Genomic DNA, 19,178 nt, shown 5'->3' on the forward strand with positions numbered 1-19,178 from the left:
ACCTTGGTGATCGCCGCCGTCAGCGACGTCTTGCCATGGTCCACATGCCCGATCGTGCCAATGTTGCAGTGCGGCTTGTTCCGCTCAAACTTAGCTTTCGCCATTGTCTTTAATCCCGATCGGGTCTGTTACCAGCGGTAGTGGCTGAAGGCCTTGTTGGCTTCGGCCATCCGGTGCGTGTCTTCGCGCTTCTTGACGGCGGTGCCACGGTTGTTCGCCGCGTCCATCAACTCGGAGGACAGGCGCTCTTCCATGGTGTGCTCGCCCCGCTTGCGCGCGGATTCGATCAGCCAGCGGATGGCCAGGGCCTGGCGGCGCTCCGGACGGACCTCGACGGGCACCTGGTAGGTGGCACCGCCGACGCGGCGGGAGCGGACCTCGACGGCCGGCTTCACGTTGTCCATGGCTTCATGGAACAGGCGAAGCGGGTCGGCATTGGCCCCACCGCGCTTCTTCAGCGTGTCCATGGCAGCATAGACGATCCGCTCGGCGGTGCTCTTCTTGCCATCATACATCAGCACGTTCATGAAACGGCTGAGGACGAGGTCACCGAACTTCGGATCGGGGAGAACTTCGCGCTTCTCGGCGCTGTGGCGACGCGACATCGCTTCTCTTCCTTACTTCGGCCGCTTCGCGCCGTAGAGCGAACGGCGCTTGCGCCGCTTGGCGATGCCCTGCGTGTCCAGCACGCCGCGCAGGATGTGGTAGCGAACGCCCGGAAGATCCTTCACGCGACCGCCACGGATCAGCACCACGGAGTGCTCCTGGAGGTTGTGGCCTTCACCGGGAATGTAGCTCACCACCTCGTGGCCGTTCACGAGACGCACCTTCGCGACCTTACGAAGAGCCGAGTTCGGCTTCTTCGGCGTGGTCGTGTAGACGCGGGTGCAGACGCCACGCTTCTGCGGGCAGTTCTGCAAGGCCGGAACCTTGTTCCGGACCGGCTTGGGCTCACGCCCGCTGGCGATGAGCTGGTTGATCGTCGGCATGACGCCCCTTGTGCCTTCTACTGACGCCCAGGCCCCTTGCCAAACAAGAGCACCCGATTGAGCGGCGCTTGCGCACCACCCCGTCGGGCTATTCCTGCCTCCGGCCTCAGCCCGATAGATGGGCGGCGCCGGTTGCTCAGAACCTGTCGTCCAGAACTCCGCAGGTCAGCGCATCTAGGCACTAACCCCGTCGAGGGGGCGGAAACTACGCACCGACCCCCCATGAGTCAAGCGCGCCGCACCCTCGGAACGAATGAATCCGGGCCCCTTGGAGGCCCGGCTTCCATGCAGCCAGCGCAGAGCGCGCCGGCAAACCCGCTTTCTTGGCCGCGAAGCTTTCGCTCCGCGGCCGGATGGACTTACTCCGCCGCTTGCTGACCCGGCTTGGGCAGGGTGTCCTGCCCGCCCTGCGCGCCGCCCTGCGGCAGGCGCTGGCCGTCGCGCTGGGCAGCAAGAGCGCGGAGGCGGTTCATGACGGAGCCCGTACCCGCCGGGATCAGCCGCCCGACGATGACGTTCTCCTTCAGCCCTGCCAGGTAGTCGACCTTGCCGGCAACAGCCGCCTCGGTCAGCACGCGGGTCGTCTCCTGGAAGGAGGCGGCGGAGATGAACGAGGTGGTCTGCAGCGAGGCCTTGGTGATGCCTTGCAGCACCGGCTCCGCCCGCGCGGGACGTTCCTTGGCGCCGATCCGCTTCTCGTTCTCGATCTCGTACTCGATGCGCTCCACCGTCTCACCCACCAGGAAGGTGGTGTCGCCGGGCTCCAGGATCTCCACCTTCTGCAGCATCTGGCGGACGATCACTTCGATATGCTTGTCGTTGATCTTCACGCCCTGCAGTCGATAGACGTCCTGGATCTCATTCACCAGGTAGTTCGCCAGCGCCTCGACGCCCAGAACCCGCAGGATGTCATGCGGCACGCGAGGACCATCGACGAGCGGGTCGCCGGCCTTCACGTAGTCGCCTTCCTGCACCGAGACGTGCTTGCCCTTGGGCACCAGGTACTCGCGCGGCACAGGCGGCTCGTCGCCCACCTGCTCCGGCACCACCAGCACGCGGCGCTTGGCCTTGTAGTCCTTGCCGAACTCCACGCGTCCGTCGATCTCGCTGATGATGGCGTGGTCCTTCGGACGACGCGCCTCGAACAGCTCAGCCACGCGCGGCAGACCGCCGGTGATGTCGCGGGTCTTGGAGGATTCGCGGGGCATACGGGCGATCACGTCGCCGGCCTGCACCGCTGCCCCGTTCTCCGCCGACAGAATGGTGTCGGGCGAAAGGAAGTAGCGGGCCTCGGCGCCGTTGGGCAGCTTGACGATGTTACCCTTCTCGTCCTTCAGGATGATGCGCGGACGCAGATCGGCACCCTTGGCCGCCTGCTTGTAGTCCACCACCACCTTCGACGAGAGGCCGGTCACCTCATCCTGCCGCTCGACCAGGGTGATGCCCTCGATCAGGTCGGCATACTCGATGGAGCCGGAGCGCTCGGTGATGATCGGCAGGGTGAACGGGTCCCACTCGGCCAGCTTCTGACCGCGGGTGACCTCCAGCCCATCCTCCAGCACCAGCAGCCGTGCGCCATAAGGCACGCGGTAGCGGGCACGTTCGCGTCCATTGGAGTCCGACAGCACGATCTCGCAGTTACGCGACATCACGATCGGCACGCCTGCCGAGTTGGCGACCACGTTGCGGTTCAGCACGGCCACCGTGCCTTCACCGGTGGCCTCCACCGCCGACTGCTCGGCACCGCGTGTTGCCGCACCACCGATGTGGAAGGTGCGCATGGTCAGCTGCGTGCCCGGCTCACCGATCGACTGGGCGGCGATAACGCCGACAGCCTCACCGATATTCACCGGCGTACCGCGGGCCAGGTCGCGGCCGTAGCAGTGGCCACATACGCCAGAACGCGCGTCGCAGGTCAGCACGGAGCGGATGTAGACCTCTTCCACGCCCGACTTCTCGATCGCCTCGGCCGCCGGCTCGTCCACCAGCGTGTTGCGCGGGAACATCACCTCGCCCGTGTCCGGATGGGTGATGTCGCGCTGCACCGTGCGGCCCAGGATCCGCTCGGACAACGAGGACACCGTCTCGCCGCCATCCATCACGGCGCGCACGGTGATGCCGCGCTCGGTGCCGCAATCATTCTCGACGATGATGCAGTCCTGCGCCACGTCCACCAGGCGGCGGGTCAGGTAGCCGGAGTTCGCGGTCTTCAGCGCGGTGTCCGCGAGGCCCTTGCGGGCGCCGTGGGTCGAGTTGAAGTACTCCAGGACGGACAGGCCTTCCTTGAAGTTCGCGATGATCGGCTGCTCGATGATCTCGCCCGAGGGCTTGGCCATCAGGCCGCGCATGCCGGCGAGCTGACGCATCTGCGCCGGCGAGCCGCGCGCACCGGAATGCGACATCATCCACACGCTGTTGGTGACGCGGCCTACCTCCTGGCGAGAGATCTCCTTCATCATCGCGCCAGCGACCTCGTCCGTGCAGCGCGACCAGGCGTCAACCACCTTGTTGTAGCGCTCGCCGGCCGTGATCAGACCGTCCAGGTACTGCTGCTCGAACTCCTTCACCTCGGCCTTGGTGCGCGCGATGAGCCCTTCCTTCTCGGCCGGGATCATCATGTCGTCCTTGCCGAAGGAAATCCCGGCCTTGGCCGCCTGGCGGAAGCCCAGCGCCATCAGCCGGTCGGCGAAGATCACCGACTCCTTCTGGCCGCAATGGCGGTACACCGCGTCCATCACGTCCGAGATCGACTTCTTCGTCAGCTGGCGATTGACCAGGCTGTAGGGCGTCCGCGGATCCCTGGGCAGCAGAGCACCCATCATCATGCGCCCAGCCGTGGTCAGCACCGTCTCGCGGCGGCTGGCATTCTCCTCGGTCGGCGCGGGCACCCGTGCCATGACGGCGGTGTGCAGCGTGATCGAGCCGGCGGACAATGCCTGCTCCACCTCGCCCAGATCACCGAACACATGCGGGCGGTGCATCAGCGCAGACTTCTCCGCCTCGCTCAGCTGCTCCGCCGACTTGCCTGCCGTACCGGCAATCGCCACACGAACCTCGTCCAGCTCCTTCTGGGCCACCCGGAACTCGGGCGTCTCCAGCGAGAGGTAGTAGAGGCCGAGCACGATGTCCTGCGACGGCACGATGATCGGCTTGCCGTTGGCGGGGCTGAGGATGTTGTTGGTGGACATCATCAGCACGCGCGCTTCCAGCTGGGCCTCAAGGCTCAGCGGAACGTGCACGGCCATTTGGTCGCCGTCGAAATCCGCGTTGAAGGCGGTGCAGACCAGCGGGTGCAGCTGGATCGCCTTGCCTTCGACCAGCACCGGCTCGAAGGCCTGGATGCCCAGGCGGTGCAGCGTCGGCGCGCGGTTCAGCATCACCGGATGCTCGCGGATCACCTCTTCCAGGATGTCCCAGACCTCGGGACGCTCCTTCTCCACCATCCGCTTGGCGGCCTTGATGGTGGTGGCGTGGCCGTACTTCTCGAGCTTCGAGTAGATGAAGGGCTTGAACAGCTCCAGCGCCATCTTCTTCGGCAGGCCGCACTGGTGCAGCTTCATCTCGGGACCCACGACGATCACCGAGCGGCCCGAATAGTCGACGCGCTTGCCGAGCAGGTTCTGGCGGAACCGGCCCTGCTTGCCCTTCAGCATGTCGGACAGCGACTTCAGCGGGCGCTTATTGGCACCCGTGATGGCGCGGCCGCGGCGGCCGTTGTCGAACAGCGCGTCCACCGACTCCTGCAGCATGCGCTTCTCGTTGCGCACGATGATGTCTGGCGCCCGCAGCTCGATCAGCCGCTTCAGGCGGTTGTTGCGGTTGATGACGCGGCGATACAGGTCATTCAGGTCCGAGGTCGCGAAGCGGCCTCCGTCCAGCGGCACCAGCGGGCGCAGCTCAGGCGGGATCACCGGCACGACGTCGAGGATCATCCACTCGGGGCGGGCGCCGCCCTCGGCGAAGCTCTCGATCATCTTGAGCCGCTTGACCAGCTTCTTGCGCTTGGCCTCGGAGGTGGTCTCCTTCAGCTCGCCGCGCAGCTCGGTGCTCTCACGGTCAAGGTCGATGCCGGCCAGCATCTGCTTCACCGCCTCGGCGCCGATGCCGACGGAGAAGGAATCCTCGCCGAACTCGTCCTGCTTGGAGGCGAACTGCTCCTCGGTCAGCAGCTGGTGCAACTTGAGGTCGGTCAGCCCCGGCTCCAGAACCACGTAGGATTCGAAGTACAGGACCTTCTCCAGGTCCTTCAGCGACATGTCGACCATCAGGCCGACGCGCGAAGGCAGGGACTTCATGAACCAGATATGCGCGACCGGCGAGGCCAGCTCGATATGGCCCATGCGCTCGCGGCGCACTTTGGCCAGCGTGACCTCGACGCCGCACTTCTCGCAGATGATGCCGCGGAACTTCATCCGCTTGTACTTGCCGCACAGGCACTCGTAGTCCTTGATCGGACCGAAGATGCGCGCGCAGAACAGCCCGTCCCGCTCCGGCTTGAACGTCCGGTAGTTGATCGTCTCGGGCTTCTTGATCTCGCCATAGGACCACGAGCGGATCTGCTCGGGCGAGGCGATGGTGATCTTGATCTGATCAAACGTCATCGCCTGGCCGGTCTGGCCGAGGATCTTCATCAGTTCGTTCATGCGCCCGTCCTCTCAAGGTGAGGCCGCCGCGCCGGGGACGTCCCGGCGCGGCTGAGCAAAAGGTTGATTCCGCGTGGCTTGATCGGATGCAGGCTGATCAAGACGGGCGGTTCTCCAGATCGACATTGAGGCCCAGCGACTTCAGCTCCTTCACCAGAACGTTGAAGGATTCCGGAATGCCTGCCTCGAAATTGTCCTGATCGCGGACGATCGCCTCATACACCTTGGTGCGGCCCGACACGTCGTCCGACTTCACCGTCAGCATCTCCTGCAGCGTATAGGCGGCGCCGTAGGCCTCCAGCGCCCAGACCTCCATCTCGCCGAAGCGCTGGCCACCGAACTGCGCCTTGCCGCCCAGCGGCTGCTGGGTGACGAGCGAGTAGGGACCGATGGAGCGTGCGTGGATCTTGTCGTCCACCAGGTGATGCAGCTTCAGCATGTAGATGTAGCCGACCGTGACCTTGCGCTCGAAGGGCTCGCCAGAGCGGCCATCGATCAAGGTGGACTGGCCCGAGGTGTCGAGCCCGGCCTTGTCCAGCATCCCCTCGATATCCGACATCCGCGCGCCGTCGAAGACGGGTGTGGCGATGGGCACGCCCTTGCGCAGGTTGTCACCCAGCTCGATCAGCTGCTCCTCGGTCATGTCCTCGATGTCGCGGCCGAAGATCTCCTCGCCGTAGACATCGCGGAGTTTCTCCAGAAGCGCCTCGCGGGCGGCTCCGGCGCGCCGGTAATCCTCCACCAGCTCACCGATCGACTTGCCGATATTGGCGCAGGCCCAGCCTAGATGGGTTTCCAGGATCTGCCCGACATTCATGCGCGACGGCACGCCCAGCGGGTTCAGCACCAGATCGACCGAGGTGCCGTCCTCCAGGAACGGCATGTCCTCGACGGGCACGACGCGGGATACCACGCCCTTGTTGCCGTGGCGGCCGGCCATCTTGTCGCCCGGCTGCAGCTTCCGCTTCACCGCGATGAAGACCTTGACCATCTTCATCACGCCGGGCGGCAGCTCGTCACCGCGCTGCAGCTTCTCGACCTTGCTCTCGAAACGCTTCTGCAGCTTGTCGACGGCGGCGTCGAACTCGCGCTTCAGCGCTTCGATCTCGACCATGACGGCGTCGTCCTGGACGCCGATCTGGCGCCAGGTGGCGCGGGCGAACTGGTCCAGCACCTCGTCATCGATGACGGTGCCGGACTTCACGCCCTTGAAGCCCGCGCCGGCCTTCTGGTTCAGCAGCTTCTCCCGCAGGCGGGAATGGAAGCTGCGCTCCTGGATGGCCTTCTCGTCGTCGCGGTCCTTGGCCAGGCGCTCGATCTCGGCGCGGTCGATCGCCATGGCGCGCTCGTCCTTGTCGACGCCGCGGCGGTTGAACACGCGCACATCCACGATGGTGCCGGTGGTGCCGGGCGGCAGGCGCAGCGAGGTGTCGCGCACGTCGGAGGCCTTCTCGCCGAAGATGGCGCGAAGCAGCTTCTCCTCCGGCGTCATCGGGCTCTCGCCCTTTGGCGTCACCTTGCCCACCAGGATGTCGCCCGGATTCACCTCGGCGCCGACATAGACGATGCCGGCCTCGTCGAGGTTGCGCAGCGCTTCCTCGCCGACATTCGGGATGTCGCGGGTGATCTCCTCCTGGCCCAGCTTGGTGTCGCGGGCCATGACCTCGAACTCCTCGATGTGGATCGAGGTGAAGACGTCATCCTTGGCGATGCGCTCGCTGATGAGGATGGAGTCCTCGAAGTTGTAGCCATTCCAGGGCATGAAGGCGACGAGCACGTTGCGGCCCAGCGCCAGCTCGCCCAGCTCGGTGGACGGGCCGTCGGCGATGATGTCGCCGCCCGCCACCTGGTCGCCCACCTTCACCAGCGGGCGCTGGTTGATGCAGGTCGACTGGTTGGAGCGCTGGAACTTACGCAGGCGATAGATGTCGACGCCGCGTGTGGTGCCGTCCTCCTCGTTGGTCGCCCGCACCACGATGCGGGCACCGTCGATGCTGTCCACCACGCCGCCACGCCGCGCCACAATGGTCGCCCCGGAATCGCGGGCCACCGCGGCCTCCATGCCCGTGCCCACCAGCGGAGCATCGGAGCGCACCAGCGGCACGGCCTGCCGCATCATGTTGGAGCCCATCAGCGCACGGTTGGCGTCGTCGTTCTCCAGGAACGGGATCAGCGCCGCGGCGACAGACACCAGCTGCTTGGGTGACACGTCGATCGCCGTCACCTCTTCCGGCTTCACCAGCCGGAAATCGCCGCCCTGGCGGACGGAAACGAGGTCGGAGCGGAACTCGCCCGTGTCGTTATCCACCTCGGCATCGGCCTGGGCGACAACGAGCTTCTCCTCTTCCATAGCGGAGAGGTAGCGCGGCTGGCCGGTGATCTTGCCGTCCTGCACCAGGCGGTACGGTGTCTCGATGAAGCCGTACTTGTTCACCTTGGCAAAGGTAGCCAGGCTGTTGATCAGGCCGATGTTTGGGCCTTCCGGCGTCTCGATCGGGCAGATGCGGCCGTAATGCGTCGGGTGCACGTCGCGCACCTCGAAGCCGGCGCGCTCGCGGGTCAGACCGCCCGGGCCAAGCGCCGACAGGCGGCGCTTGTGCGTCACTTCGGACAGCGGGTTGGTTTGGTCCATGAACTGGCTGAGCTGCGACGAGCCAAAGAACTCGCGCACGGCGGCAGCCGCCGGCTTCGCGTTGATCAGGTCGTGCGGCATGACGGTGTCGATATCAACCGACCCCATGCGCTCCTTGATCGCCCGCTCCATGCGGAGCAGGCCGACGCGGTACTGGTTCTCCATTAGCTCGCCGACCGAGCGCACCCGGCGGTTGCCGAGGTTGTCGATGTCGTCGATCTGGCCCTTGCCGTCCTTCAGCTCCAGCAGGGTGCGGACGGTCGCGATGATGTCCTGCTTGCGCAGGGTGCGGATGTGGTCCGGCACGTCATCCAGCGTGAAGCCCAGCCGCATGTTCATCTTCACGCGGCCGACCGTGGACAGGTCATAGCGCTCGGCGTCGAAGAACAGGCCGCGGAACAGCGCCTCGGCAGTCTCGGGCGTCGGCGGCTCACCCGGGCGCATGACCCGATAGATGTCCATCAGCGCTTCGTCGCGGGCGTTGTTCTTGTCCACCGCCAGGGTGTTGCGTAGCCAGGGCCCAACGTTCTGGCCGATGGCCAGGGTTGGCAGCTTGTCCAGCCCGGCCTGCTCGATGGCGGCCAGGCGTGGCTCGGTCAGCTCGTCGCCAGCCTCGGCCCAGATCTCGCCGGTGTTATGGTCCACCAGATCCTCGGCCACGAAGCGGCCCAGCAGATCGGGGCGGCCGACCAGCACCTCCTTGGTGCCGGCCTCGGCGATCTTGCGGGCCAGGCGGGGCGTCAGCTTGATGTCGCGCTCGGCCACCACCTCGCCGCTCTCGGCATCGACCAGATTCTCGATCAGCTTCACGCCACGGAAGGATTCCGGGATGAAGGGCTGGCTCCAGCCCTTGGCGCCACGGCTGAACACCACCTGCTCGTAGAAGGTGTTGAGGATTTCCTCGGCATCCATGCCGCGGACCTCACCCGGCTCCAGCGCTTGGCCACGCTCGGCACGCAGGCTCTCGGTGCGCTCGGACTCCAGGGCATAAAGCAGCGTCGTGGCGGGCAGCTTGCGCTTCCGGTCAACACGGACGTAGCAGATGTCCTTGGCGTCGAACTCGAAGTCGAGCCAGGAGCCGCGATAGGGGATGACGCGGGCCGCAAACAGGTATTTGCCCGAGGAATGCGTCTTGCCCTTGTCGTGATCGAAGAACACGCCCGGCGAGCGGTGCATCTGGGAAACGATGACGCGCTCTGTGCCGTTGATGATGAAGGTGCCGTTGTCGGTCATGAGCGGCATGTCGCCCATGTAGACATCCTGCTCCTTGATGTCGCGAACGGAGCGCGAGCCGGTATCCTCGTCCACGTCCCAAACGATCAGGCGCAGCCGCACCTTCAGCGGAGCGGCGAAGTTCAGCCCGCGCTGGATGCATTCCTCGACGTCGTATTTCGGCTCTTCAAGCTCGTACTGCACGAACTCCAGGCGGCCACGCCCGGCGAAATCGTCGATGGGGAACACCGACTTGAACACTTCCTGCAACCCGGTGTTCGTGCGGGAATCGGGATTGACCCCCATCTGCAGGAACGCCTCGTAGGAGGCCCGCTGCACATCGATGAGGTTCGGCATCGGCGCCACTTCGGGCAGACGCCCGAAAGACTTCCGGATGCGCTTCCGCCCGGTGAACGACTTGGTGATTGCGTTCATGCCCGTCCTGCTTCCCTTCGCTCCGGCCCAGCCGCCGGCCGGTGGCTCTTCCATCCGTCACACGCGGCGGGACGCCTGATCCCCGCAACGCAGTCGCGGGCAGGAGCCCAAGGGGGCCCCCACCCGTCCCAAGTTCAGCCTTAGCCGGCTAGGCCCGGGAGCAAGCCCCCGGTCCCAGCCGAAAAGTCCTTACTTGACCTCAACCTTCGCACCGTTCTCCTCGAGGACCTTCTTGATCTTCTCGGCCTCGTCCTTGGAAACGCCTTCCTTCACGGTCTTCGGCGCGCCCTCGACCAGATCCTTGGCCTCCTTCAGGCCCAGGCCGGTGATGGTGCGGATTTCCTTGATGACGTTGATCTTCTTGTCGCCAGCGGCGGCAAGGATCACGGTGAACTCGGTCTGCTCTTCAGCGGCCGGAGCGGCAGCGCCACCGCCAGCAGCCGGAGCAGCAGCCACCGCAACAGGAGCAGCGGCGGAAACGCCCCACTTCTCTTCCAGCAGCTTGGACAGCTCGGCGGCTTCCAGAACGGTCAGGCTGGACAGCTCGTCAACCAGCTTCGCGAGATCGGCCATGGTTTGTATCCTTCGATCTAATGACTTGGCATGATGAATGCAATCCCCGGCCCGCGGAGTCGGCGGGCCGGTCGGTCTTCCACGAACGCGCCTTTAGGCCGCCTCGTCCTTCTTGGCATACGCCGCCAGCACTCGCGCGACCTGCCCGCCGGGTGCCTGAAGCACGCCAGCGATGCGCGTGGCTGGGGTCTGGATCAGACCCAACAGCTGCGCGCGCAGGGTTTCGAGCGAGGGCAGGGTCGCCAGGGCCTTGACGCCATCGACGTCAAGGGTCTGGCCACCGATCGCCCCACCCAGGATCACGAACTTGTCGTTACCCTTGGCGAACTCCACGGCGGTCTTCGCCACGGCCACGGGATCCGTCGACCACGCAAGCGCGGTCGGACCCTTCAGCAGCGGCGCGATGCCCTGGAAGCGGGTGCCGTCGAGGGCGAGGGTGGCCAGCCGGTTCTTCGCGACCTTATACGTCGCGCCTGCCGCTCGCATCTGGCGACGCAGAGCGCTCACATCGGCAACCGTCAGCCCATTGTTCTGGGCCACGAGCACGAAGGAGGTCTCGGCGAACACCTCGGCGAGGGAGGTCACGAACGCACGCTTCTCCGTACGATCCAACTCTCGTCTCCACACGGTGGCCGGTGCCTGATGGAGGGGCTCCGGCCGGTTCACACGGGGGCACGGCCTCGCGGCCACACCCCGGTTCGCCTGTCATCCGAGTCTGTGGAAGACCAAGCCCATCATGCCGGACCACGAAGCGGTGCCGGGGCAGATCTCTTGGCAATCCCCATCTCACGCCTGCGGGGCGGCTACCCCCTTAAGGCCCGCCAATCCGGGCCACATGCGCTCTCCGACAGGAGTTCGAAGGCCCGGAGCATCCGGACCTTCTGCCCGCGTCCGGCGCACCGGACGCGTATCTGGCCAGGCCGGGCAAAGGCCCGGCCGGAAATCAGGAACGCGGCGTCAGGCCTGTGCGGCCAGCGACGAAACATCCACCTTAAGCCCGGGCCCCATGGAGGAGGACACAGCCACCTTCTTCACGTAGGTGCCCTTGGCGCCGGTCGGCTTGGCGCGCTGGATCGCCTCGACGAAGGCGCGTGCGTTCTCCACCAGCTGCTCCTGGCTGAAGGACACCTTGCCGATGCCGGCATGCACGATGCCGGCCTTCTCGGCGCGGAACTCGACCTGACCCGCCTTGGCCGCGGCAACAGCGCCCTTGACGTCCATGGTCACGGTGCCGAGGCGCGGGTTCGGCATCAGGCCGCGCGGGCCCAGGATCTTACCGAGCCGGCCAACGATGCCCATCATGTCCGGCGTCGCGATGCAGCGGTCGAACTCGATAGTTCCACCCTGCACCAGCTCCAGCAGGTCCTCGGCGCCGACCACATCGGCCCCGGCCGCCTTGGCTTCCTCGGCCTTCGGGCCGCGGGCGAACACGCCGACGCGCACCGTCTTGCCGGTGCCGTGCGGCAACGAAACCATGGAACGGACCATCTGGTCGGCATGGCGCGGGTCAATGCCCAGATTCATCGAGATCTCGACCGTCTCGTCGAACTTCGCCTTGGAGGCCGACTTCACCGTGGCGATCGCGTCCGCCAGCGGCAGCAGCTTGTCGCGTTCGAGACCGGCATAGATCGCCTTGAGGCGCTTACCCTGCTTGGCCATGGATCAGCCCTCCACCACGGACATGCCCATCGAACGGGCGGAACCGGCCAGCATGCGCACGGCGGCCTCCACGTCGTTGGCGTTCATGTCCTTCATCTTCGTCGCCGCGATCTCGCGCAGCTGGGACTTCGTCACGCGGCCGACCACACCGCCCTTGCCGGGGGTCTGGCTGCCCTTCTCCAGCTTCGCCGCCTTCAGCAGGAAGTAGGTGTTGGGGGGCGTCTTGGTGACGAAGGAGAAGGTGCGGTCCGAGTACGCGGTGATCACCACCGGAGTCGGGGTACCCGGCTCCATCTGCTGCGTCGCCGCGTTGAATTCCTTGACGAACTGCATGATGTTCAGGCCGCGCTGACCCAGCGCGGGGCCAACCGGCGGCGAAGGGTTCGCCTTGCCGGCTGGGATCTGCAGCTTGATATAGCCGGCGATCTTCTTTGCCATGTCTCGATCCTCTGTCAGTCTCAGAGGCGCGCGGTGCGAACGGCCCGGCCCGGGCCTCCCGCGTCCCTGAAAAGGAACGCCCTGCCGGCGCCAGGGCGCGACTACGCGCAGTCCGGCTCCGATATGACGGAGGCGGGCGTATACCGGCCTCGCCCCGCAGAGTCCAGCGCTTCCCGCCCGGCGTGCCCCGCATGGCTCACCCGCGCCCGCGGCCGGCAGTCGGGAACGCGATACACGGTATCCGCCACTCCGATGGCCGATCGTTTGAAGGCGAACGATGCGGCCGCTATCTGCCCGCAACCCTTCCCCTCGCACGAAGCCCGATGCCCCGTTTTCCCGCTCCGCAAGACTGGCTGTTCTCCGTCCGCAGCTTCGCCGCGGCGGTGCTTGCGCTGTGGGTGGCTTTTTCCCTGGACCTGTCGCGTCCCTACTGGGCCATGGCCACGGTTTTCATCGTGTCCCAGCCTTTTGCCGGCGCGCTGCGCGCCAAGGCGCTGTGGCGGCTGACCGGCACGGTGTGTGGCGGCGCCTTCTCCATCCTGCTGCTGCCCAACCTCGTCGGTGCGCCGCCCCTGCTGGCCCTGGCGCTGGCCACCTGGATCGGCCTCTGCCTCGCCGCCGCATCCTTCGATCCCACACAGCGCTCCTATGCCTTCATGCTGTCAGGCTACACGGCGGCGCTGATCTGCTTCCCCATCGTGGACCATCCGGAACAGGTCTTCGACTCGGCCATCAATCGCATCATCGAGATCAGCCTCGGCATCCTTTGCGCCTGGCTGATGCACAGCGTGGTGTTTCCGCGCCACGGCACGCCCCAGCTACTCGCCGGCAGCCGCGCCTGGCTCGGGCAGATCGCGACCTTTGCCGCCGAGTGTCTGACAAAGCCGCATGATCCGGCCCGCTTCTCCGCCGCCCGCCGCCGCATTGCCCGCGATGGCGCCGCCCTCGCCGTGCTGTTCCAGCAGACCCGCTACGAGGCCCGGGATCGGCAGGCGCAGCAGCTGTGGCTTCCCCGGCTGCACCGTCATGCCCGGGCCTTGCCCAGCCTGCTGACCGCGATCGGCGAGCGCCATCGCAGCCTTGCCGCGCAAGACCCGGCCGCGGCCGCCGCGCTGCAGCCGCTTTTGAGCGACATGGCCGCCTGGATGTCGGCAAGCATCGACGAGCCGGCCGGGCCGCAGCGTCTGCTTGGTGCGCAACGCCTGTCCACCCGCATCACCGAAGCTTCCCGCGAAACCCGATCGGCCGATCCCTGGGCTGCGCTGCTGCGCGAGGGCCTGCTCGACAGACTGGAGGAACTGCTGGGCCATTGGCGCGAGACGCTGGTGCTGACGGGCCGCCTGCTGGCGGAGGGCCCCGCAGACGGCGCCGTCCCGCGTGAGCCGGACCACGCGCCCGGCCATGTGGACCCGCTGCTGGTGGGCCTGTCGGGCCTGGCCTGTGCCATCGCCGTGCTGCTCGGCTGCCTGCTGTGGATCGGCACCGGCTGGGCGCACGGCGCCAGCCTCGCCATGATGAGCGCCGTGGCGCTGTGCATCTTCGGCCAGCTCGACGACCCCGCCCCGGCGCTGCGCGGATTCCTGCTGGGCGCCTGCCTCGCGGTGCTGATCGCGCTGATCTACCTTTTCGCCGTTCTGCCGCGCATCGACGGCTTTCCGTTGCTGATCCTGGTTCTCGCCCCGCTCTACCTGCCGGTTGCCGCCCTGATCCCGCAGCCGGCGGTCATGGCCCCGGCCCTGGCGATCTGCGCCACCGTGCCGGCGGTGATGAACCTTGAGGAAGCCTACAGCGCCGACCTCGCCGCTTCGGTCGATGGCGGGCTGGCAACCATTGCCGGATTGCTGCTGGCCCTGCTGCTCAGCCGGCTGATCCGCTCCTTCGGCGTTTCCTGGCGGGTCCGCCGCCTGGCTGAGGCCGACCGGCGCGACCTCGCCCGCCTCGCCGCCGGACAGCGCCCTGCCGATACCCGCCGGCTACTGGGCACCATGCTCGACCGGTTCGAGGCCCAGGCCGCCCGGCTCGGTGCCGCCGACGCCGCCACCTTCCGGGTCGAGGAACTGGCGGATCTGCGCGCCGCGGTGAACGTCATGCGCCTGCGCGAACGCCTGCCCGAACTGCCCGGCGCCTGCCGCGCCGCGGTCCGCGATGCTCTGGCCGCGCTGGCGCGCGAGGCACGGGGCGAGATACCCCGCGCCGGGCTCCTGCCGGTGCTGGACCGTGCCCTGGCCCTTTGCGCCGCCGAAGGAAGCCGCGCCACCGGCCGGGCCGCCCTTTCCCTTTCCGGCCTGCGGTTGGCGCTGTTTCCCGCGGCCGCACCACCCGGGTTGCCCGATCCTGTCCCGCATCCGGCGTCCATTCCGGCCCCGCCCGCAGTTTCTGGGAGCCTTCCCGCATGATCGCCGAGATCGACCTTTACGGCATCTACCTGCCGGCGCTGCTGGTCTGGGCGCTGCTGGCCGTGCCGCTCACCGCCCTGCTGCGCCGCGCGCTGGCGCGGCTCGGTGCCTATCGCTGGGTGTGGCACCGGCCCCTCTTCGATCTCGCTCTGTTTGTCATCGTTCTGGGCGGGATCACCGCCCTCATGGAGTTGCTGCCGTCATGAAGTCGCTCGCGCGCATCCTCGTCACCCTGGTGCTGGTGCTGGTGGCGGCCGGGGTCGGGTGGCAGCTCTGGCGCTACTACATGGAGGCGCCCTGGACCCGTGACGGCCGGGTCCGCGCCGACATCATCGGCATCGCCCCGGATGTGTCCGGCTTCGTGGCCGCGGTGCTGGTGGCCGACAACGCCGTGGTGGCGCGTGACCAGCCCCTGTTCCGTCTGGACCGCGCCCGCTTCGAGCTGGCCTTGCAACAGGCCGATGCCGTGGTGGATTCGCGCGCCGCAAGCCTGGAGCGCGCCCGCCGCGACGAGCGCCGCTACGACCGGCTGAACGAGGGCATCGTTTCCGACCAGCGCCGCGACCAGGCGCATTCCGACGCCGCCGCCGCCGAGGGCGCCTGGCAGGAAGCGGTGGCCCAGCGCGACATCGCCCGCCTGAACCTGGCTCGCACCGAGATCCGCGCGCCGGCTGACGGCACCGTCACCAACCTTTCGCTGCGTCCCGGCGCCTATGTTGCCGCCGGCAACCCGGTGATGGCGCTGGTGGATGCCGCCAGCCTGCATGTTCAGGGCTATTTCGAGGAAACCAAGCTCGGCTCCATCTATCCCGGCGACCCGGTGGAGGTGACGCTGATGGGCATGCCGGGCACGCCTCTGTCGGGCCATGTGGACAGCATCGCCGGCGGCATCGCCGACCGGGAACAGACCAGCGGGCTGGTGGCCAACATCAACCCCACCTTCTCCTGGGTACGGCTGGCGCAGCGCGTGCCGGTGCGGGTAAGGCTGGAGGCGGTGCCGGACGGACTGCGCCTGATCCCCGGCCGCACGGCCACCGTGGTCGTGAAGCCGGGCGGGGTGGCGCCCAGCCTGCTGAACCCGGTGCCGCGCTGAGAACGTCCAGGGCAGTGCTGCCGCCCCCCGCGATCAGCAAGGCGCCGGCGCGCCGGGTGTTGGGCGACCTCCGCTTTCCGGCCAGAACCGAGCCGCACTCCCCTCCACGCCGCCTCAGTCCGGCAGCGACGTCACCCGGTTGCGCTGCAGCCCGTCCAGCACGGCACGCGCCGCCTCGTGCGGCATCATGGCCGTATTGTCGAGCAGGAGGTCGCTGAAGGCAGCGCTGGCGTAATCCTCGGCATACATGGCCCGGATCCGGCTGCGATCGGCCTCGTTCAGCGGACGTCCGCCGCGGTCGGACAGTGCCACCTCCAACGGCGGTGCCAGCGTCACCACGGCCAGGGAGGCACCACGCCGCACACAGGCCTCGCGGATGCGGCGGTATCCGGTGGCATCCAGGGGATAGGCGAGGATCAGGCACGGGGCATCGCAGTCCCGGATCATTCCGACCAGCCGGCCTACCGCGCCGGCCCAGCGCTGCGAATCGGGCAGGGTGGGCGAAAGGTCGTGCTCGTCGCCATCCACGAACACGGCGCCGGGAATCGCGTCGGCCAGGGCAAGCCCGACCGAGGTCTTGCCGGTATTGAGAGGTCCACTGACGTGAATGACCCGGAGCGGCGTCACCGGTGACCGGTTCCGCAGGCCGCGCCGCGCGATGAATCCGGCCAATGCGCCCACCAGCACGGCGAGGATGATGCCGCCGACCAGGGTCTCCTCAGCGGCGGGCAGCAATGCCAGCAACCAGGCAGGGCCGCTTTCCGGCAGGAATTCCAGACCAGGTGGCAGCACCCACCGGCCGAGCATGAACTCCAGCGGCAGCAGCACGGCATGCGTCAGTGGATTTCCAAGAGCCAGGCAGGCGGCAGCGGCCGCGACCAGGCTGCCACGCAGCAGCAAGGCGAAAACCACGGCGAACACAAGATGCAGCCCGAAGGCGGGCAGCATGGCGGCGGCGGCACCGGCGATGATGCCGCGCTGCAGGCTCACCGGTCCTTCAGGCGAGGCCAGCAAGGCCGACCAGGACTCCCGCAGCCGCTCCAGCATGCCACGGGCCCCCGTTCGCCGACCTCAGACCTTTTCGACCTGGGCGTATTCCAGCTCGACCGGCGTGGCGCGGCCGAAGATGGAGACGGACACCTTCACGCGGCCCTTCTCCTCGTCCACCTCTTCCACCGTGCCGTTGAACGAGGTGAAGGGGCCGTCGGCGACGCGCACCTGCTCGCCCACCTCGAACACGATGGCGGGGCGCTTCGGCTTGTCGGCGCCTTCCTGGACCTGCTGCACGATGCGCAGCGCCTCGGCCTCGGAAATCGGGCTCGGCCGGTTGCGGGCGCCGAGGAAGCCGGTGACCTTGGGCGTGTCCTTGACGAGGTGCCAGGCCTCGTCGGTCAGGTGCATCTTCACCAGCACGTAGCCGGGAAAGAACTTCCGCTCGGAATTGACCTTCTGGCCGCGACGCACCTCGGTCACTTCCTCGGAGGGCACCAGGATGTCGCCGATCTGGTCGGCCAGCCCCTTCTGCGCCGCCTGCTCCTTGAGCTGCTGCGCGATCTTCTTCTCGAAGCCCGAATAGACGTGAACGACGTACCACTTCATGTCGGCCATGGATTTCGCTCCGTCTTTTACGCGCCGATGCCGAACAACAGCCCGACCCCGAACTGGATCAGCTGGTCGGTGGCCAGGAAGAACAACGCGGCGAGGGCCGACAGCGCCAGGACCAGCCCGGTGGTGATCAGCGTCTCCTTGCGGGTCGGCCAGGTGACACGGGACACCTCCTGCCGCACATCGCGGATGAACCCCGCGGGATCGAGCTTCGCCAAAATCGCTACCCTGTACACTGTTCGCCACACCGGAAGGCCCGGAGGGCGGAAACGCTTCGCGGGCGGCATCCTGGTCCGGAGCTGAGCCCGGGGAAGCCACCCTGGAGGAACGCCGCTTCACAGGAACCGGCCTCGCGCCGGTGCGGGCGGCGTGCTGGCAGGGGCGGAGGGTCTCGAACCCCCAACCTCCGGTTTTGGAGACCGGCGCTCTAGCCAATTGAGCTACGCCCCTGCGCTGCGCCTTCGCTGCGCGAGGAGCCGTCTATAGGTCAGGGCGCAGGCGCTGTCGAGGGGGCCGATCCGCTTCCCTACCCCTGCCCGGCCTCCCGCCGGCGCATCGGCATGGTGTCCACCAGGGCGAAAACTTCCTCGGGATCGGCGGGGCGATCCACCCGCCACTTCTCGCCGCCATCCTTGCCGAGCAGGATGGCGGCGAAGCCGGAGGGCGGCACGGCAAACCGCGCGCGCAGCGCGGCGGCGTCTTCCTGGCCCGGCGCCCCGAGCCAGTGCTCCACCCGCTGTGCTCCGACCACGGCGATCACCGCCATGTCACGCTCCGCCATGCCGCCCCGCGCGGCCATGATCCGTCGATGCTGGTCCCGCAAGGCCGGCGCATCCTCCTCGGCGAAAACCAGCAGCACCCGGCTTTTCCAGTGATAGGGCGCCAAGTCCCCACCCAGCGCCGCCCCCGGTGCCATCGCCAGTGCCGCGATCGCGCGGCGCGTCAGCCTTCCGCCCATGATGCGGCCTCCCTGCTGCCAGAAAGAAGCCTTCCGCCCCGCGCCCGGTTGCGCGCACAAAAAAAGCGGGCCACCCGAAGGTGGCCCGCCCTGTTCCGGATTGATGACCGCGTTCAGGCCGAGATGCTGGCCACGACGCCGGCGCCGACGGTGCGTCCGCCTTCGCGGATGGCGAAGCGCAGGCCCTGGTCCATGGCGATCGGCGCGATCAGCTCGACGTCCATCGTCACGTTGTCGCCCGGCATCACCATCTCAACGCCTTCCGGCAGCTGCACCACGCCCGTCACGTCGGTCGTGCGGAAGTAGAACTGCGGACGGTAGTTGGTGAAGAACGGCGTGTGCCGGCCGCCCTCTTCCTTGGTCAGCACATAGGCCTCGGCCTTGAACTTGGTGTGCGGCGTGATCGAGCCGGGCTTCGCCAGCACCTGCCCGCGCTCCACATCCTCGCGCTTCGTGCCGCGCAGCAGCGCGCCGATGTTGTCGCCCGCCTCGCCGCTGTCCAGCAGCTTGCGGAACATCTCGACGCCGGTCACCGTCGTCTTCAC

General features: G+C 67.4%; 17 protein-coding genes and 1 tRNA gene. 3 read left to right on the forward strand and 15 right to left on the reverse strand.

The window, feature by feature from the left end; genetic code table 11:
* The 9 genes from ACFOD4_RS14000 to rplK form a co-directional block, all read right to left on the reverse strand.
* A partial coding sequence (locus tag ACFOD4_RS14000) for a GTP-binding protein (RefSeq protein WP_146208931.1) occupies window positions 1-104 on the reverse strand: 104 nt, incomplete at its 3' end.
* A gap of 24 nt (window positions 105-128) precedes the next feature.
* Window positions 129-605, reverse strand: a complete 477-nt coding sequence (rpsG, locus tag ACFOD4_RS14005; RefSeq protein ID WP_379597350.1) for a 30S ribosomal protein S7 — start codon at window positions 603-605, stop codon at window positions 129-131.
* Between the two features lie 12 nt (window positions 606-617).
* On the reverse strand, window positions 618-989 hold the full coding sequence (rpsL, locus tag ACFOD4_RS14010) for a 30S ribosomal protein S12 (protein WP_007438460.1): 372 nt from the start codon (window positions 987-989) through the stop codon (window positions 618-620).
* 359 nt (window positions 990-1,348) lie between these two features.
* On the reverse strand, window positions 1,349-5,632 hold the full coding sequence (rpoC, locus tag ACFOD4_RS14015) for a DNA-directed RNA polymerase subunit beta' (RefSeq protein WP_379597352.1): 4,284 nt from the start codon (window positions 5,630-5,632) through the stop codon (window positions 1,349-1,351).
* Between the two features lie 97 nt (window positions 5,633-5,729).
* Window positions 5,730-9,911, reverse strand: coding sequence for a DNA-directed RNA polymerase subunit beta (rpoB, locus tag ACFOD4_RS14020; protein ID WP_379597354.1), 4,182 nt, complete (start codon window positions 9,909-9,911; stop codon window positions 5,730-5,732).
* A gap of 189 nt (window positions 9,912-10,100) precedes the next feature.
* The gene (gene rplL / locus ACFOD4_RS14025) at window positions 10,101-10,484 is read right to left on the reverse strand and encodes a 50S ribosomal protein L7/L12 (RefSeq protein ID WP_379597356.1); all 384 of its coding nucleotides are present in this window, start codon (window positions 10,482-10,484) and stop codon (window positions 10,101-10,103) included.
* 93 nt (window positions 10,485-10,577) lie between these two features.
* Complete coding sequence (gene rplJ / locus ACFOD4_RS14030) at window positions 10,578-11,096, reverse strand: 50S ribosomal protein L10 (RefSeq protein ID WP_379597358.1); 519 nt, start codon at window positions 11,094-11,096, stop codon at window positions 10,578-10,580.
* Window positions 11,097-11,441: 345 nt separating this feature from the next.
* Window positions 11,442-12,143 (reverse strand): 50S ribosomal protein L1, encoded by a 702-nt coding sequence (gene rplA / locus ACFOD4_RS14035; RefSeq protein WP_379597360.1) that lies wholly within the window; start codon window positions 12,141-12,143, stop codon window positions 11,442-11,444.
* A gap of 3 nt (window positions 12,144-12,146) precedes the next feature.
* Entirely contained in the window at window positions 12,147-12,581 is a 435-nt protein-coding gene (gene rplK / locus ACFOD4_RS14040) for a 50S ribosomal protein L11 (RefSeq protein ID WP_379597362.1), read from the reverse strand.
* 323 nt (window positions 12,582-12,904) lie between these two features.
* Between rplK and ACFOD4_RS14045 the strand changes: the two genes are divergently transcribed.
* From ACFOD4_RS14045 to ACFOD4_RS14055, 3 genes are read left to right on the forward strand one after another with little or no spacing between them, the layout of a single operon-like run.
* Window positions 12,905-14,977, forward strand: a complete 2,073-nt coding sequence (locus ACFOD4_RS14045) for an FUSC family protein (protein ID WP_379597365.1) — start codon at window positions 12,905-12,907, stop codon at window positions 14,975-14,977.
* Entirely contained in the window at window positions 14,974-15,183 is a 210-nt protein-coding gene (locus tag ACFOD4_RS14050; RefSeq protein ID WP_379597367.1) for a DUF1656 domain-containing protein, read from the forward strand. The genes ACFOD4_RS14045 and ACFOD4_RS14050 overlap by 4 nt, the downstream gene beginning before the upstream one ends.
* Window positions 15,180-16,070, forward strand: coding sequence for an efflux RND transporter periplasmic adaptor subunit (locus ACFOD4_RS14055; protein ID WP_379597369.1), 891 nt, complete (start codon window positions 15,180-15,182; stop codon window positions 16,068-16,070). The genes ACFOD4_RS14050 and ACFOD4_RS14055 overlap by 4 nt, the downstream gene beginning before the upstream one ends.
* Window positions 16,071-16,184: 114 nt before the next feature.
* Here the strand turns inward: ACFOD4_RS14055 and ACFOD4_RS14060 are convergent, their stop codons facing one another.
* From ACFOD4_RS14060 to ACFOD4_RS14085, 6 genes are all read right to left on the reverse strand, one after another.
* On the reverse strand, window positions 16,185-17,117 hold the full coding sequence (locus ACFOD4_RS14060) for a DUF2062 domain-containing protein (protein ID WP_379597371.1): 933 nt from the start codon (window positions 17,115-17,117) through the stop codon (window positions 16,185-16,187).
* Between the two features lie 24 nt (window positions 17,118-17,141).
* On the reverse strand, window positions 17,142-17,678 hold the full coding sequence (gene nusG, locus ACFOD4_RS14065; protein ID WP_379597373.1) for a transcription termination/antitermination protein NusG: 537 nt from the start codon (window positions 17,676-17,678) through the stop codon (window positions 17,142-17,144).
* 17 nt (window positions 17,679-17,695) lie between these two features.
* Window positions 17,696-17,893 carry a preprotein translocase subunit SecE gene (gene secE, locus ACFOD4_RS14070; protein WP_379597375.1) on the reverse strand — a complete coding sequence of 66 codons (198 nt, stop codon included), beginning with the start codon at window positions 17,891-17,893 and terminating at the stop codon, window positions 17,696-17,698.
* Between the two features lie 155 nt (window positions 17,894-18,048).
* A tRNA-Trp gene (locus tag ACFOD4_RS14075) sits at window positions 18,049-18,125 on the reverse strand.
* Between the two features lie 76 nt (window positions 18,126-18,201).
* A complete protein-coding gene (locus ACFOD4_RS14080; RefSeq protein ID WP_379597377.1) occupies window positions 18,202-18,633 on the reverse strand; it encodes a DUF4174 domain-containing protein in 432 nt (143 codons plus the stop codon).
* A gap of 113 nt (window positions 18,634-18,746) precedes the next feature.
* A partial coding sequence (locus ACFOD4_RS14085) for an EF-Tu C-terminal domain-related protein (protein ID WP_379597379.1) occupies window positions 18,747-19,178 on the reverse strand: 432 nt, incomplete at its 5' end.

This window comes from Teichococcus globiformis (genome assembly GCF_042646265.1).
Taxonomy (GTDB): Bacteria; Pseudomonadota; Alphaproteobacteria; order Acetobacterales; family Acetobacteraceae; genus Pseudoroseomonas; species Pseudoroseomonas globiformis.